Raw genomic sequence first — 15,565 nt, 5'->3', positions numbered from 1 at the left:
CGGCGGAATGGACCTGCGCATGCCTCATCGTCTCCTGTGCCTTGCCGTGCTGGCCGCGTTCCCGCTGTGCGTCGCCGCCGGGCATGCCTTGGCGCAGGCACCACCGGCACGGGCATCCTCGCCCGCCATCGCGGTCGCGCCGGGCGCCGATTGGCGCAGCCAGGCCAGCGAGCGCGATCGCCAAAGGCTTGACGCCTTGGCGGCCACCTGGGCCGAGGCGCTGGAAAGCGTGCGAGCCGGCGGCCAGGCACCCGCCGTCACGGCGGCGGGCGCGCTGCTCGATTCCCGGCCCGGCGAGGACGGCGCGCCCCCACCGGCCGGTGCGTACAGGTGCCGGTCGCTGCGCATCGGCGCGGTCGATCCGGAGGCGGTCGCCTTCATCGCCTATCCGGCCTTCCGCTGTCGCATCGCGGTCACCGACGGCGTCACGGTGTTCGAGAAGCTGAACGGCTCCCAGCGCACCGCCGGCGTGATCATCCCCGACAGTCCGCTGCGGTCGGTGTTGATCGGCACGGAGGCGCAGGGCAGCGAGACCGGTTTCCCGCGCTATGGCGCCGATGCCGCGCGGGACCGCATCGCCGCGGTCGAACGCGTCGGACCCGACCGCTGGCGGATGGTTTTCCCCCGCCCGGCCAACGGCGCGGTCATCGAGGTGATGGAACTGACGCGCGCTACCGCAGCGCCAGAACCGCCATCATCACCAGCCCGAGGCCGATCCGGTACCAGCCGAAGGGGGTGAAGCCGATCCGCCCGATCACGGCCAGCACCGCGCGCACGGTGAAGAAGGCGACGATGAAGGCCGCGACGAAGCCGACTCCAATCTGCCCGAAGGCCGAGAATTCGATCTCGTGCCGCGCCTTGAACAGCGAATAGAAGGTCGCCGCGACCATGGTCGGGATCGCCAGCACGAAGGAGAATTCCGCCGCCGTGCGCCGTTCCACGCCCACCAGCAGCGCGGTGATGATGGTCGCGCCAGACCGCGAGGTTCCTGGGATCATGGCCAGCGCCTGCCCGAAGCCGACCAGCAGTGCGGCGAGCGGCCCGATTTCGGGCACCGAATGGATGCTGGGTTCGGGCCGGTTGCGCTCGATGACGATGATGGCCACGCCGCCCAGGATCAGCGCGACGCAGACGACCCAGGGGTTGAACAGCACCTCGGTGATCGTCTTGTGCAGCGTGGCGCCGATGATCGCCGCCGGCAGGAAGGCGAGCACCAGGTTGATGACGTAGAAGCGCTGCAGCCCTGGTCGCCACATGTGGCGCAGCAGGTCGAGGATCAGCCCGCGATAGATCACCACCACCGCCATGATGGCGCCGAGCTGGATCGAGATCTCGAACGCCTTGCCCGGCGGCCCCTGGAAGCCGATCAGTTCACCGAGCAGGACCAGGTGGCCGGTCGAGGAGATCGGCAGGAACTCGGTCAGCCCCTCGACGATGCCCATGAGCAGGGCGGAGAACAGGGAGGCGAAGTCCATCGGAATCTCCTGAATTCACCAGATCAGATCTCGCCTGGCTGGACCCAGCCGGGCGCGTGAAGGTGTTCGCTCAAGCAACGGTTCGGAGCGGTTTGCGTGAGCGTCGTCGAGCGCAAGCGCTAAGGCGTGGCGGGCGGCTGCGGCGGGCAGGCCGGCGCCGACCAGGGTCTCAGGTGCAGGCGTCGGTCGCCGATGGCAATGCCAGGCTGCGCGCCGGACGCACTGGCGGAAGCCTGGAGTGAAGAGTGCACCTGTCCGAGGATCGGGCTGGTCCGCTCGACGACAAAGAAACCGGTCACTGGCACGGACGCGTCACACAGAGCAGCGATGACATCCGTTGGCCAAACGGCTGGCGCGTCAAGAAGGCGGCCGGCGACGAAACGCTGCATGGCCGTATCGGAAGGCGGCAACATCAGCAGCGCTGCCACCGGCGCGCTTGGTGCGCGATATCGGATGAGGGCCAATGCATCGAAGACGTCGAATGCGATCACCGGGCGGGCTGGTTCATCCTCCTGCGCGAGTTGTGCCGAAAGGCCACGCCAATCCGATCCATCCGGTGGCGCGGTGAATGCATCGCTCAGACTCGGCGCCTGGCTGATGATGAAAGTGGCGAATATAAGAACCCGCACCACGCCGGGGCGTATTTTTGCCAGGCCTGCGCCCATCAATGCTGCGGTTAACGGCAATAATACTTGCAAGGTCCGAGGTATCACGAGAGGATGCATGCAATTGAACGCAAGGAATAGGCCAATGCCGCCGAACAGCGTGACCGCCATGGCGGCGCGATCTGGTATGCGGGGTCCTGTTCGCATCGCGATCCAGATAAGAATTGCGCAGATCAGTGCCGCCAAGGCGGCGCATGCAGGGCCCAATAGTGACCAAGGATCAATGGTCCACGGGGACAGTAGGACGACCCGCATTATGCTGAGTACTGCGAAGCGTGTCCCATAGTCGCGCATCCAGAGCACGCCGTCGGCGCCATCCGCTCCCGCCACATGCCAAGCGAGCGCCAATGGCGGCAGCATGAGAATGAAACTCAGCGACGCGGCGGCGGTCAGCCGCGACATGACGCGTAGGTTGAATCCACCGCGCATCACAATCAACGCAGTCGGATAGATGAACGCCATCGAGGCGGCAATAACGCCGGTAAAATGCAGCCAGACTGCGAAGGCGGCCAGCACCGCAAGCCGCGCGGCCGGGAATATCCAGCGCTGCCCAACGCTGCCCGCTTGCGCCGCGAAGGCGCGCCCAGCCAGCAGGGCCAGCAGCACCACAAGAGTCAGCAACGCATAGACGCGTGCGTCACGCGAATGGAAAATGTGCCATCCGGTGACGGCGAGGATCATCGCCGCCCAGAAAGCAGCGCGGTGGCCGAAGGCCTCACGGCAGAGCCGCCACAGCACGGCAATCGAGGCCAAGCCGGCGAACACGGATGGCAGCCGCAGCGCGGCATCCGACCCGCCCGCGACCGTCGTCCAGGCCTTGATCAGCAGGTAGTAGGTCGGCGGCGTCGTCTCAAGCCAGGCGAGCGGCCCGGTCAGATCCTGCCAGGTCAGGGATACGAAGACCGCTGTCGCGATCTCGTCCACCCAGAGGCTCCAGGTGCCGAGCTCCGGCAGGCGCAGCGCCGCGGCCACCGCCATGGCCAGGGCAAGGCCCGCCAGGGCCATGCCTTGACCGTTGATGCCGAGCCGCGTCAGCGTGCCGCCGCCGCCGGGAAGGCGAAATTGTCGAAGGAATTCTCCGCCACCCGGAACCACTGATACAGCTCATTGCGATACGGCATGTAGGCGTCGTGGATCTTCTTGAAGCGCGCATTGCGTGCCGACGTCTCGGCATAGACCTCGTTCGATGCGTTCCAGGCCGCCTGCATCACGTCACGCGACCAGAAGCGCAACTGCGCACCAGCCGCCACCAGGCGGCGCAGCGCGAGCGGGTTCAGGTGGTCGTAGCGCGCCAGCATCTCGGAATCCTGCTCGTTGCATGCGGTTTCGAGCGCGTATTTGTACAGGTCGGGCAGGGCCTCATAGGCGGTCTTGTTCGCCAGCAGGTGCAACCGCGCGCCCGGTTCCCAGAAGCCCGGCGCGTAATAGTTACGGGCGACGCGCACGAAGCCGAGCTTCTCATCGTCATGCGGCCCGACGAATTCGACGGCATCGAGCGTGCCGCGTTCCAGCGAGGGATAGATGTCTGCCGCGGCGACCTGCGTGGGCGCGGCGCCGAGGCGCTGGAACACCTGGCCCGCGAAGCCGGCAATGCGGAACTTCAGGCCCTGGAGCGCGGCGAGGTTCGGCACTTCATTGCGGAACCAGCCACCCATCTGCGCGCCGGTGTCGCCAGCGGTGAAGGCGACGGCGTTGTAGTCGCTGAACAACTCCGCGCCGAGTTCCTTGCCGCCGCCATGGCGCCACCAGGCGGTGAACTGGCGGGACTTCATGCCGAAGGGCACGGCGGTGAAGAAGGCGAAGCTCGGATCCTTGCCGACATAATAGTAGGAGGCGGTGTGGCAGCATTCGACCGAGCCGGACTGCACCGCGTCGAGTGCGGCGAGCGGCGGGGTGATCTCGCCGCCGGGGAAGGCCTGGATGCGGAACCGGCCGCCGGTCAGCTCGCCGACGCGGCGCGCAATGCCCTCGGCGGTGCCGAACAGCACATCCAGGTTGCGCGGGAAGGAGGAGGTGAGGCGCCAGCGCACCTCCGGCATCTGGGTCTGGGCCAGCGCGGGCGCTGCCAGGGCGGCGGGGGCGGCGGCGGCCGCGGCCCCCATCAGGGCACGACGATTCATGGTGAACGGTTCCTCCCGGCAGGTGGCGATGCGCCCGGTCCATAGGCGATCATGGGCGGTTGGGAAAGCATCACGCGGCGGCCGGCCGTTCGGCCGCCGGTGGCGCCGCGCCGCGCAGCGCGTAGGCGACCTGCACCGCGCCCGCCACCAACCCCATGCCCACGCCGAGCTTCCAGGCCAGCACATAGTCGCCGTTCAGGTCGAACAGCACCCCGCCGCCGAAGGCGCCGAGGAAGGAGCCGAACTGATGCGACATGAAGGCGAGGCCCTGGATCATCGCCTGGAAGCGCAAGCCGAACATCTCGACCACCAGGCCGGAGACCAGCGGTGCGACACCGAGCCACAGGAACCCCATGATGGCGGCGAAGACCATGGTCGAGGCCTCGGTCGGCGCCCAGGCGAAATACAGCCCGAGCACCAGCGAGCGCACCAGGTAGATGCCCCCCAGCAGCGCCCCCTTGTTCCACCGCCCACCGGCCCAGCCGAAGAACAGCGATCCCAACACGTTGAAGCCGCCGATCATCCCCAGCGCCTTGGCCGAGAGCATCGGGTCCTGCTCGCACAGCGCGAGGTAGGAGGGCAGATGCGTGGTCAGGAACACCAGCTGTAGGCCACAGACGAAATAGGCGCCCGCCATCACCAGGAACGGCGTGTGCGACATGGCCCGCCCCAGGGCCACCGCCATGCGCGGCGATTCCCCCGGCGCGAGCGCCGGGATCGGCACGCGGTCCACCCGCCCGGCGATCCAGGCCGCCGGGATCATCGCCAACCCGAGCAGCAGGAAGCCCCATACGCCTGCCCGCCAGCCCCAGCCTTCGGCCAGCACCTGGCCGATCGGCGCGGCGAGCAGCGCGCCGACCGACCCCGCCGCCGAGACGATGCCCAACGCCGATGAACGCAAGGCCGCCGGCACCGGCCTGGCTGCAACGGCGAGTGCCATGCCGCTACCGGTGCAGGCCAGACCGATGCCGATCAGCAGGCCCGCGCCGACCAGCAGCGAAAAGCCTCCCTGCGCCAGCGCCATCACGGCCAGCCCGGCCAAATAGGACAGCACCCCGGCCAGCAGCACCGGCCGGAACCCCCAGCGCGACGCCGCCGCGCCGGCGAAAGGCTGCAACAGCCCCCAGCCGAGATTCTGCACGGCGATGGCAAAGGTGAATTCCGCCACCGCAATCCCGAGGTCGCGCGTCGCCGGCGCCATGAACAGGCCGAGGCTCTGCCGCAGCCCCATGGCCAGGGACAGCATCACCGCTGCGGCAAGCAGCAGGGGAAGGCTGGGACGGAGGGAAGGCTTCATGGCCAGGATGGTCGCCCGCCTTGCTGCACTGCGTCGAGAACGAAGCCCATGCGTCCCGGGTGCGCAGCCATGCGCCGGACGCGGCACGGCGGGTCGCCCGGTGGCGCTTGCCCCGCAGGGCGGCCGGACGGGCTGGTTTCCACCCCTGGAAGCCGTGCGAGCCGGGACGGTCGGCGTGGCGGCCGATGTTCGGGCCTCGACACGAAGCCAGCGGCCGCCGGGGCGACCGCTGGATCGAAGCGCATACCGGCCTTCGTCTCGGCGGGTGCGGTCAGCGCTGGCCGCGGAACCACGCCCCGCTGCCGATGATCGCGGCGAGGCCGACGCCATAGATGACCATGGCCGCGCCGACCGCGGCGAAGACCCAGGCGAGGTCGCCCGTCACGGCATAGGCCAGCCAGCCACCGGCGACCGCCACGATCATGCGGACAACGCTCGCCACCAGCGGCCACAGCAGGCGCCCGGCGCCCTGGGATGCGAAGTACAGCGCCAGCCCGAGGCCGAAGAAGCCATAGGCCGGCCCGACGCGGCGCAGATAATCCGCCCCGACGCTCAGCAGGGTCGGATCATCGCTGAACAGGCCAAGCCAGGCCTCCGGCCAAATCGCCGCCGCCAACCCGACCGCCTCGGTCAGCGCGAAGGCGATGCCGCCACCCAGCATCGCGACGCGCAACGCCCGGTCGCGCTGCCCCGCCCCGATATTGGTGCCGACCAGCGCGACGAGCGGCGCACCAAGCCCGAAGACCAGCGGTACCAGCAGGTATTCCAGCCGGCTGCCGACGCCATAGCCGGCCACGCCTTCCGCCCCACCGGCCCGCGCCACCAGCGCGGTGGTCAGCACCACCGTCAGCGTGGTCTGCACCGTATTGACCGCGGCGACCGCGCCGACGCCGAGGATCGAGGCGAAGATGCGCCAGCGCAGCGGCACCAGGCGCAGCCGCGCGACGCTGCGGCCCGCGCCCATCGCCCAGGCCAGCACGGACATGATGATCGCGGTGCTGAGCACGACGGCATAGCCCGCGCCCGCCACCCCATAGGCCGGAACCGGCCCCCAGCCATAAATCAGCAGCGGCGAAAGCGGCACCAGCAGCACCACGCCGGCGATGACCGCCACCGAGGGCAGCAGCATGTTGCCCCCGCCGCGCAGCACGCTCGCCAGCGCGTTGCCGAGCCAGAGCAGCAACCCGCCGGCGAAGACCACGTCGGAATACCGCAGCGCGGCTTCGAGTGCCGCGCCCTCGCCGCCCATCGCGGCGTAGATCGGCCGGCCGAAGCCGATGAACAACGCCGCGAAGGCCAGCCCGAGCAGGCCGTTGACGACCAGCGCATGCAGCACGAGCGCGTCGGCATCATCGGTGCGCCGGGCACCCAGGGCGCGCGCCACCGCCGAGGCGATGCCGCCGCCGATCGCGCCTGCCGAGAGCATCGTCATCAGCATGTAGCCGGGGAACACCAGCGCGATCCCGGCCAGCGCGTCGGTGCCGAGATGCGAGACCCACCAAGTCTCGATCAGCCCGACCGAGGCCTGAGCCAGCATCACCAGCGTGTTCGGCCAGGACAGGCGCAGCAACGTCCCGAGGATCGGTCCGTCGAGCAGCAGCCGGGTGCGGGGATTGATCGCGCCCGGCTGGGCGACCGCCGCGCTCACGCCGCCGGCTCCTGCCGGAGGTAGCGCGCCGCCGCGTGATTGCGCGACAGGTTCGGGGCGAGTGCGAGGCGCGCCGCTTCGAAGCGCTGCCAGTCGGCGGCGTCGGGCAACGAGGGGATCGTCACCGCCTCGCCGCTGTCGAGGCCGGCCAGCGCAGCATCGACCATCTCGTCGACGCCCATCACCATCTCGGCGGGCAATGTCGCGTCGTCGATGCCGGCGCGGCCCCAGATCTCCGTCCGCGTCGCGCCGGGCAGCACCGCCTGGATGCGCAGCCCGGTGCCGGCGAGCTCGGCCTGCAATGACTGGGTCAGGGTGAGCACGAAGGACTTGGTGGCATTGTAGACGCCGTTGAAGCCTTCCGGCGTCAGGGCGAGCACCGAGGCGATGTTGACCAGCGTGCCGTGGCGCCGGTCGGCGAAGGCCTGGGCGGCAGCGACCGCGAGGCGCGAGGCGGCGACGACGTTGAGCTGCACCAGGTCGGCGAGCCGGCCCGCATCGGCGCCGGCGACGGTGCCGCCCACCGCCATGCCGGCATTGTTCACCAGCATGCCGATGGCGGCGTCGTCGCGCAGGCGGCGCTCGATACGGGCGAGGTCGTCCGGACGCGCCAGGTCGGCCGGCAGCACCTCGACCTTGCGGCCGGTCTCGGCACGCAGGCGGCTTGCCAGCGCTTCCAGCCGCGTGGCGTCGCGCGCGACCAGCAGCAGGTCACGGCCGCGGTGCGCAAGCCGGTCGGCATAGACGGCGCCGATCCCGGAGGAAGCGCCGGTGATCAGGGCAACGGAATGGGAAGTGGCGGACATGTCGGCCTCGGGAGGGGGCGTCGTTTGATTACGATCGCCATGATTGACTTAGATTGCGCTCGCCACTATTAATGTCAAGCGTGTTGTTGAACGGCAGGAGGCCGAGGCACCGGCGATGAGGGTTTCGAAGCAGCAGGCGGCGGAGAATCGAGAGAAGATCCTCGACGCCGCGGCGCGTTTGATCCGCGAGCGCGGCATCGCCGGCGTCGGCGTCGATGCCCTGGCCGAGGCGGCCGGCATGACGCATGGCAGCGTCTACAGCCAGTTCGGGTCGAAGGAGCGGCTGGCAGCCGAGGCGATCGGCCGCGCCATCGCCGGCAGCGCGGAGCGTGCGGTCGGCTTTGGCAGTCTGGCGGAGTATGCGGCGAGCTACCTCTCGGCGCGGCACCGCGATGCACCGGGGGGCGGCTGCGCGCTGGCCGCCCTTGGCGGTGAGGTGCAGCGCCATGACGGTGCGGTGCGCGGCAGCTTCACCGATGGCGTCCGCCGCATGGCCGGGCGGGTCGCGGCGCTCCTTCCGGAGGCGGCAGAGACGGATCGCGAGCAGCAGGCGCTCGCCCGCGTCGCGACACTGGTTGGCGCGCTGGTCCTGGCGCGCGCCGTGGATGATCCGGCGCTATCCGATCGGATTCTCGCGGCCGGGCAGGATGCGGTCGCCGGCGACGCCGGCTGACCGCACTTTGGCCCGATGCCCTGCGTCGGGCCCGGAGCGCACAGCGCGACCGCGCCCAGATGGCCCGCCGTCGCCAGCGCACCAGCGCTGGCCGCGCAAGCCAAGCACGCGCATGCGTGCGCCGGCGCCTGAGGCGATGAAGACTCCAGCAGTCCACGCCATGGACCGCCGGCATGAAGCCGAAAAACTCAGGCCGGCAGCGGATACTTGTCCAGATAGGGCTGGTACTCCGGCTCCACCCGGATATCGAGCGAGGACAGCACGCGCACGACCGCGCAATAGAAACTGATCACCAGCACCAGGTCGACCAGCCGCTCATTGTCGAAATGCGCGCGCAGCGCCTCGAAGGTCGGCTCTGCGACGCCTGGGCCGGCATAGGCTTCCCGTGCCGCGCGCAATACCAGCTTTGCCACCGGGTCGAGCAGCGTGTCCTGCCCCGCGCTTTCGGCGATCAGCGCGCGGATATCGTCGTCGCTGACGCCGAAATCGTAGCCGATCTTCACATGATGCGACCATTCATAGGCCGACCGCGCCAGCCATCCCACCTGCAGGATCGCCAGTTCGCGCAACCGCGGGTCCAGCACCGACTTGAAGCGAATGAACTGGCCGAGGCCCGAAAAGGCGCGCGCCGCATTCGGGCTGTTGGTCAGCGCGCGATGCAGCGCGATATTGCGCTTGAGAAGGTCGCGATCGGCCTCCTGCAGCGTATCGACGGTCATGTCTGGCACGCGGGCCATGGTGTTTCCTCCGGGACTTCCCCGACAGGCTACACGCGCCGCGCGCCCTGCGAAGCCCCCGCCCGCGGCAGGGAGATGCGCTGCAGGGCCGCGCGGTCGGGTACGTCCACGCGCCGGCCATGCAGCCGCAGCAGCCCCGCTGCCTCCAGCCCATGCAACGCGCGCGACAGGCTTTCGGGCGTCATGCCCAGCCGCGCGGCGATCGCACCACGGGGTTCGGGAATTTCGACGGCGCCACGCTGCGCGGGCAGCCGGTGCAACAGGAAGCGCGCGGCGCGCTGCGTGGCATCGCGTGTCTTGAGGTCAACCACCTGTTCCATCAGCAGCCGCCATTGCCGCGTCATCTGCTCCATCGCCGCGCGCATCAGCCCGGCATCGGCCGCCATGGCGGCGCGCAGGTCCTCGGCCGGGATGGCGAGCAGCCGGCATGGCGCGAGGGCGACCGCCGATACCGAATGCGGCACCTGCAGCAGTGCGGCGGCGATCGACAGGGCATCGCCGGCGGCGACGATCTCGACCATCGTGGCCGCGCCGCCATCCTCCGCGGTGCTCAATCCGACGGATCCCTGCAGCAGGATCAGCAGCCGCTCCGCCGGTTGGTCCTGCGCGATGATGGTGGCGCCGCGCGGCACGGCGAGCATCGAAGCGCGGGAGAGCAGTGCCGCGCGGGTTTCGGGACCCGCGGCGGCGAGCAGGGGGCTTGTGATCTTCACACCGCTGGTCGCGCGCATCGCCGCAATCTTGGACCGTTCCGCATGGCCGAATGATCGCAGCGCCCGCAGCGGGCAGGGTTGATTCAGATCAACAGGCGTCATTGTTCGTATCGCGACCCGGCCGGCGCGGCCCGTTCGGGCCGCCGGCCTCCGCACCACGGGCGGGTGCGCCGGGAACCGCTGACGGTCTGGGCGCGGTCACGTCGTGCGTTCCCGGATCGAGGCAGTGCCTCGATCCGTTCGGTATTTGACCCTTGGAGCGTGATGGCCGCAGGTGCGCATGCACCGGAGGCCTGAATCACGCGATCAAACAATAGGTTAGAGCGTGACGAGTGAACGAATGTGAACCGATCATGCTCTATGCGGTGGGCGCGGTCCGTCCGCGCCGCTTCCCTTCGCGTCGTGCACTCAGAACAGACCGCGTTCAGATGGACGCATCCGGACGCGTGAAGATGCTCTCAAAGCGACAGGTTGGAGCATTTGGCGTGAGCGCATGGGAACGCAGCGTGGTCCAGGCGACGAGGCAGGGCTATGCCTTCACGGCATAGCCTTCCTCCTCCACCGCCATCGACACGACATGGCGCGGCAGCACGGTCTCGGTCTTCACCGTGCCATCGGCCAGGTCCACCAGCACCTTCGCCTCCGGATCCTTTGCCTGGATCGCGGCCGTCACCGCCTTCACGCAGTGGCCGCAGGTCATGCCCTCCACTTTCAGCGTGATGGTCGGGCCTTGCGGGCTGGTCATCGTCCTATTCCTTCCGTGCGAGATCTTCGAGGATCGGGCAGTCCGGCCGGTCATCCCCGTGGCAATGGGCAGCCAGGTGTCGCAGGCTGTCCGCCATGCTGCGCAGCGAGTCTGCCTTGGTCTCGAGTGCCGCGACATGCGCCAGCGCAAGGTGCTTCACCTCCGCGCTGGCCCGCTCGCGGTCCCGCCACAGCGCCAGCAGCCTCCGAATATCCTCGAGCGGGAAGCCGAGGTCGCGGGCATGGCGGATGAAGCGCAGCACGGCGATGTCGCGTTCGGCATAGACGCGATAGCCGTTGGCGCTGCGCAGCGCAGCGAGCAGGCCGATCGCCTCGTAGTGGCGGATCATCTTCGCCGACACGCCGGACCGCGTGGAGGCCTGCCCGATATTCATCGCCCGCCCTCCGCCGGCCGCCAGCGCGCCAGCAGCAGCGCACTGGTCAGCACGCTGACCGAGGAGGCCGCCATCGCCGCCCCCGCCACCACCGGCGACAGCATGCCCAGCGCCGCGAGCGGCAGCCCGACCACGTTGTAGCCGAAGGCCCAGAACAGGTTCTGCCGGATCTTCGCCCGCGTGCGCCGCGCGACCTCCAGCGCCGCGGGCACCAGCGCCGGGTCGCCGCGCAGCAGCGTGATGCCGGCCGCCGCGATCGCCACATCCGTCCCGGTGCCCATGGCGATGCCGAGATCCGCCTGTGCCAGCGCCGGCGCGTCGTTCACGCCATCGCCCACCATCGCGACATGGTGGCCCTGCTGCTGCCAGGCCGCGACCTGCGCCGCCTTGCCGTCGGGCAGCACGCCCGCCGCGACGTCATCCAGGCCAAGGCGTCGCGCCGTGGCTGCGGCTGCCTCGGGGATGTCGCCCGACAGTATCGCCGCGCGCACGCCCATGCCGCGCAGCCCGGCGATGGCGGCCGCCGCGCCGGGCTTCTCCGCATCCTCGAAGGCGAGCAGCGCCAGCGCGCGGTCGCCCTCGATCAGCCAAGCGAGGCTGCGTCCCTGCGCCGCCTCGGCCGTCGCCGCCGTGGTCAGCGGGCCGGCCGCCGCACTGCGTTCAACCAGCAGGCGCGGGCTGCCGAGCGCCACCGGCCGCCCATCCACCACCCCTTCGACGCCACGGCCGGGCAGGGCTCGGAAATCGGCGGCGGGCGCGGCGGAGCCGCTGGCGGCCAGCACCGCACGCGCCAGCGGATGCTCGCTGCCGGCCTGCAGCGATGCGGCCAGCCGCAGCGCGGCATCCTCCGTCATCCCCGGCGCGGCGTGCAGCGCGGCAAGCCGTGGCCGACCTTCGGTCAGCGTGCCGGTCTTGTCGAAGGCAACCAGCGTGACCTCCCGCGCGCTCTCGATTGCCTCGACGTCGCGCACCAGGATGCCGGCGCGCGCCGCCGCCCCGGTGCCGGCCATGATCGCCGCCGGCGTCGCCAGGCCGAGCGCGCAGGGGCAGGCGATCACCAACACCGAAACCGCCGTGATCACCGCCGTCTCGACATCGGCGCCGGCCAGCAGCCAGCCGGCCAGGGTCAGTGCGGCGATTCCCAGCACCACCGGCACGAAGATCGCGCTGATACGGTCCACCAGCTTCTGCACAGGCGCGCGGGATGCCTGGGCAGCGGCCACCAGCGCCGCGACGCGGGCGAGCACCGTCTCCCCGCCCACCGCGCGAACCTCGATCACCAATCGTCCGTCCAGCGCCACGGTGCCGGTCGCGACCGTCGCATCCGGATCCTTCTCGACCGGCCGGCTCTCGCCGGTCAGCGCGCTTTCATCGACGCCGGCGCGACCGTCGCGCACCAGGCCATCGGCGGGGATGCGCTCGCCCGGGCGGACCACGATACGGTCGCCGACGGCCAGCGCGGCGGCGGGCACCTCGACCTCCTGCCCGTCCTCGATCCGCCGGGCGGTGCGCGGCGCCAGGTTCAACAGCGCGCGGATCGCAGCACCCGTCGCCCGCCGTGCCCGCGCCTCCAGCCATTTGCCGAGGAGGATGAAGAACACCACCACCCCGGCAGCCTCGAAATACAGGCCATGGGCGTGGCCGGCGCCGTGGCGCAGCAGCAGGTACACCGACAATGCCCAGGCCGCCCCCGTGCCGAGCGCGACCAGCTGGTCCATGTTGCCGCTGCGCGCGCGCAACCCGGCCCATCCTGCCCGCCAGAAGCGGGCGCCGAGGCCGAAGGTCACCGGCGTCGCCAGCGCGAATTGCCACCAGGCGCCCGGCATCCAGTCCCGGCCGAATACCATGCCGAGCATGCCGGCCAGAAAGGGCGCCGTCAGCGCGGCGGCGATTAGCAGGTCGCGCTGTTCCCGCGCCGCCCCGGGGTCGGCCGCGGCTGCCTCCGCCGCCCCGAGCAGCCGGTAGCCGGCGCGTGCCACCGCGGCACCCAGCGCGGCTTGCTCGGTGCCGGCGACGACGCGCAGATGGGCGGCTTCCGTCGCCAGGTTGACCGAGACGGACAGCACGCCCGGTACCTGCGCCAGCGCCCGTTCCACCCGCCCGGCGCAGGACGCGCAGGTCATGCCGCCGATCGACAGGTCCAGCACGGTCTCGGGCACGCGATAGCCCGCCTTGGCGACGGCGGCGGCAAGTGCGGCCGGCGCCGCGGTGCCGCTGACATCCGCCTGGCCGGAGGCGGGGTTCACCGCGGCATCGACCACCCCCGGCACGGCGAGCAGGGCGCGGCGCACCCGCCCGGCGCAGGCGGCGCAGGTCATGCCTTCCACCGGAAGGAAGGCTTGGGATGGCAACAGGGGCGCTTCAGGCATGGTTTCACCTCACGCCGGTACAGATGGATATTGCCACAATGGGAAGGTCAAGAGCCGGCCGATTGATTCCCGACCGCACCTGCACGACATGCTGGCCGCATGATGCGTCACGGACTCCTGATTGTTGCCCTCGCCACCCTGCCCTGGCCGGCCTTGGCGCAGAACGAGCCATTCCGCGTGGTCAATGGCACCTCTCTGCCGGCGACGGCCCTGCATGTGGTGCGCAGCGGCCAGGATGGCTGGGGCGCGAACCTGCTGACGCGCGGATCGCTCGCCCCCGGGGCGGTGCTGTCGATGCGCCCGCCGGAGAGCGCCGGTTGCACCTTCGACATCCGCCTGCTGCTGGAAGGCGGCCGGGAGGCGATCCGCCGCGACGCCGATGTCTGCCAGGAACGCAGCATCGTGGTTTCGGCCGCCCCCGTCCCCGCCGTTGCCGCGCCGGCGCCGCGGCCGCCGGGGGGCGACGCCATCGCCCCCGCGCGGCCGGACGGTGCGCGCGATTGAGATGGGCCCACACGCCGCCGTCATCTAGACTGAGGAAGATGATCCTGCCCCTTCGCCTTCTCCTCGCCACCGCGGTGTTCGGCCTGGCGGCGCCTGTCGCGCAGGCGCAGACCGAGCCGTTCCGTATCGTCAACCAGACCCCGGCGACGGCGATGGCACTGCATGCGGTGCGCAGCGGCCGGCCCGACTGGGGCGGCAACCTGCTCAATCGCGGTCCGCTCCCGCCGGGCGGGGAGTTCGCGCTGCGCCCGTCCGAAGGGGCGGGCTGCCGGTTCGACCTGCGCATGGTGCTGCGCGACGGGCAGGAAGTGGTGCGGCGCGACACCGATATCTGCGCCCAGCGCACCGTGGCGCTGTCGCTGCCGGTGGGCCTCGCGCCCCGGGTCGCCCCCGGCGCCCTGCCGGAAGCGAAGCCGCCGCCGGAAGGTGCCCCCACGCCCGCCGGACCCGCCACGCCGCCCGGCGCCCGGCCCAACCCGCAGGCGCGCGCATCCTCCGGCACCGGCTTCGTCGTCGCCGGAGACCGCGTGATGACCAATCACCATGTCATCGAGGCCTGTTCGCGCATTTTCGTCCGCACCGCCGACAACCGCACCCTGCCGGTGACGGCGTCGCCGGTGTCGGATTCACGGCGCGACTTGGCGCTGCTGCGCGTCGGCGGCAATCCGGGGCCGGCGCTGGCCTTCCGCGCCAATCCGGTGCGGCGGGGGGAAAGCGTGGTGACCTACGGCTTCCCACTGGCCGGCTTGCTGTCCTCCGGTCCCACCCTGACGACCGGGGAGGTGAGCGCCCTTGCAGGCCTAGGCGACAACCAGCAGCAATTCCAGATCAGCGCGCCGGTGCAGCAGGGCAATTCCGGCGGGCCGCTGCTCGACCGGCAGGGCAACGTGATCGGCGTCATCGTGTCCAAGCTGAACGCGGCCCGCATCGCGCAGCGCACCGGCGACATCCCGCAGAACGTGAATTTCGCCGTGAAGGGAACCGAGGCGGTGGACTTCCTGCGCCGCAACGGCGTGACGCCCGTGATGCGCGAAAGCCCGGGCGCGGAGCGCAACGCGGCCGAGGTGGGAGAGCAGGTGCATCCCTCCACGGTGTTCATACGGTGCGAGCGATAGGGGCCGATCGCGGTTCTTGGTGAACGCCGCCGCATTCTCTGCCGGCGCAGCCATCGCCGGCCCCGGGGAATCAGCGAGTCTGCATGGGCCCTTGCAGCGGCACAAATCATCCGCGCTTGTCTGCCGGATGATCCGAACTGCGCGTCCGACCCGGCCGGCCACCGGCACATCCGCGGCGAATCCGATGGAACGCCCTTCCAAAGGCACGGTGGCCCGAAGTCTTCCAATGCCGGGTCCGGCCACCTGCAGCACTTCCATCAGGGTGAACCAGGCGAGCGTGGCGGGGATCGCCGCCGGCTCCTTG

General features: G+C 70.5%; 15 protein-coding genes. 4 read left to right on the top strand and 11 right to left on the bottom strand.

Annotated elements, in window-relative coordinates; genetic code table 11:
- Positions 1–19: 19 nt before the first annotated feature.
- Positions 20–739 (top strand): DUF4893 domain-containing protein, encoded by a 720-nt coding sequence (locus tag AAFN86_RS17330; protein ID WP_347544619.1) that lies wholly within the window; start codon positions 20–22, stop codon positions 737–739.
- Here AAFN86_RS17330 and AAFN86_RS17325 read toward each other — a convergent pair.
- The 6 genes from AAFN86_RS17325 to AAFN86_RS17300 form a co-directional block, all read right to left on the bottom strand.
- On the bottom strand, positions 672–1,475 hold the full coding sequence (locus AAFN86_RS17325; protein WP_347544617.1) for an undecaprenyl-diphosphate phosphatase: 804 nt from the start codon (positions 1,473–1,475) through the stop codon (positions 672–674). The two genes, AAFN86_RS17330 and AAFN86_RS17325, sit on opposite strands and share 68 nt — an antisense overlap.
- Positions 1,476–1,594: 119 nt before the next feature.
- A complete protein-coding gene (locus tag AAFN86_RS17320; RefSeq protein WP_347544616.1) occupies positions 1,595–3,235 on the bottom strand; it encodes a glycosyltransferase family 39 protein in 1,641 nt (546 codons plus the stop codon).
- Positions 3,172–4,260 carry an ABC transporter substrate-binding protein gene (locus AAFN86_RS17315; RefSeq protein ID WP_347544615.1) on the bottom strand — a complete coding sequence of 363 codons (1,089 nt, stop codon included), beginning with the start codon at positions 4,258–4,260 and terminating at the stop codon, positions 3,172–3,174. The genes AAFN86_RS17320 and AAFN86_RS17315 overlap by 64 nt, the downstream gene beginning before the upstream one ends.
- 70 nt (positions 4,261–4,330) lie before the next feature.
- Positions 4,331–5,557: an MFS transporter gene (locus tag AAFN86_RS17310; RefSeq protein ID WP_347544614.1), complete on the bottom strand. Its 1,227-nt coding sequence runs from the start codon at positions 5,555–5,557 to the stop codon at positions 4,331–4,333.
- 271 nt (positions 5,558–5,828) lie between these two features.
- The gene (locus AAFN86_RS17305) at positions 5,829–7,205 is read right to left on the bottom strand and encodes an MATE family efflux transporter (RefSeq protein WP_347544613.1); all 1,377 of its coding nucleotides are present in this window, start codon (positions 7,203–7,205) and stop codon (positions 5,829–5,831) included.
- A complete protein-coding gene (locus AAFN86_RS17300) occupies positions 7,202–8,011 on the bottom strand; it encodes an SDR family oxidoreductase (RefSeq protein ID WP_347544612.1) in 810 nt (269 codons plus the stop codon). The genes AAFN86_RS17305 and AAFN86_RS17300 overlap by 4 nt, the downstream gene beginning before the upstream one ends.
- A gap of 115 nt (positions 8,012–8,126) precedes the next feature.
- Here AAFN86_RS17300 and AAFN86_RS17295 point away from each other — a divergent pair, with 115 nt between their 5' ends.
- Complete coding sequence (locus AAFN86_RS17295; RefSeq protein ID WP_347544611.1) at positions 8,127–8,684, top strand: TetR family transcriptional regulator; 558 nt, start codon at positions 8,127–8,129, stop codon at positions 8,682–8,684.
- A gap of 188 nt (positions 8,685–8,872) precedes the next feature.
- Here AAFN86_RS17295 and AAFN86_RS17290 read toward each other — a convergent pair whose 3' ends face one another.
- The 5 genes from AAFN86_RS17290 to AAFN86_RS17270 all read right to left on the bottom strand — a co-directional run bounded on the left by AAFN86_RS17290 (position 8,873) and on the right by AAFN86_RS17270 (position 13,642).
- Positions 8,873–9,421: a carboxymuconolactone decarboxylase family protein gene (locus AAFN86_RS17290; protein ID WP_347544610.1), complete on the bottom strand. Its 549-nt coding sequence runs from the start codon at positions 9,419–9,421 to the stop codon at positions 8,873–8,875.
- A gap of 29 nt (positions 9,422–9,450) precedes the next feature.
- Positions 9,451–10,236, bottom strand: coding sequence for a cyclic nucleotide-binding domain-containing protein (locus tag AAFN86_RS17285; protein WP_347544609.1), 786 nt, complete (start codon positions 10,234–10,236; stop codon positions 9,451–9,453).
- A gap of 427 nt (positions 10,237–10,663) precedes the next feature.
- The gene (locus AAFN86_RS17280; RefSeq protein WP_347544608.1) at positions 10,664–10,879 is read right to left on the bottom strand and encodes a cation transporter; all 216 of its coding nucleotides are present in this window, start codon (positions 10,877–10,879) and stop codon (positions 10,664–10,666) included.
- A 4-nt stretch (positions 10,880–10,883) separates the two neighbouring features.
- Positions 10,884–11,273 (bottom strand): Cu(I)-responsive transcriptional regulator, encoded by a 390-nt coding sequence (gene cueR / locus AAFN86_RS17275; protein ID WP_347544607.1) that lies wholly within the window; start codon positions 11,271–11,273, stop codon positions 10,884–10,886.
- A complete protein-coding gene (locus AAFN86_RS17270) occupies positions 11,270–13,642 on the bottom strand; it encodes a heavy metal translocating P-type ATPase (RefSeq protein WP_347544606.1) in 2,373 nt (790 codons plus the stop codon). The genes cueR and AAFN86_RS17270 overlap by 4 nt, the downstream gene beginning before the upstream one ends.
- Positions 13,643–13,741: 99 nt before the next feature.
- Here AAFN86_RS17270 and AAFN86_RS17265 point away from each other — a divergent pair, with 99 nt between their 5' ends.
- On the top strand, positions 13,742–14,146 hold the full coding sequence (locus AAFN86_RS17265; RefSeq protein ID WP_347544605.1) for a hypothetical protein: 405 nt from the start codon (positions 13,742–13,744) through the stop codon (positions 14,144–14,146).
- Positions 14,147–14,184: 38 nt separating this feature from the next.
- Positions 14,185–15,261, top strand: coding sequence for a trypsin-like peptidase domain-containing protein (locus AAFN86_RS17260; RefSeq protein ID WP_347544603.1), 1,077 nt, complete (start codon positions 14,185–14,187; stop codon positions 15,259–15,261).
- Positions 15,262–15,565: the final 304 nt, after the last annotated feature.

This window comes from Roseomonas sp. CAU 1739, assembly GCF_039839775.1.
Taxonomy (GTDB): domain Bacteria; phylum Pseudomonadota; class Alphaproteobacteria; order Acetobacterales; family Acetobacteraceae; genus Neoroseomonas.
Note: the sequence above shows the minus strand (reverse complement) of the source record. Positions and strands in the feature narration are given on the sequence as shown.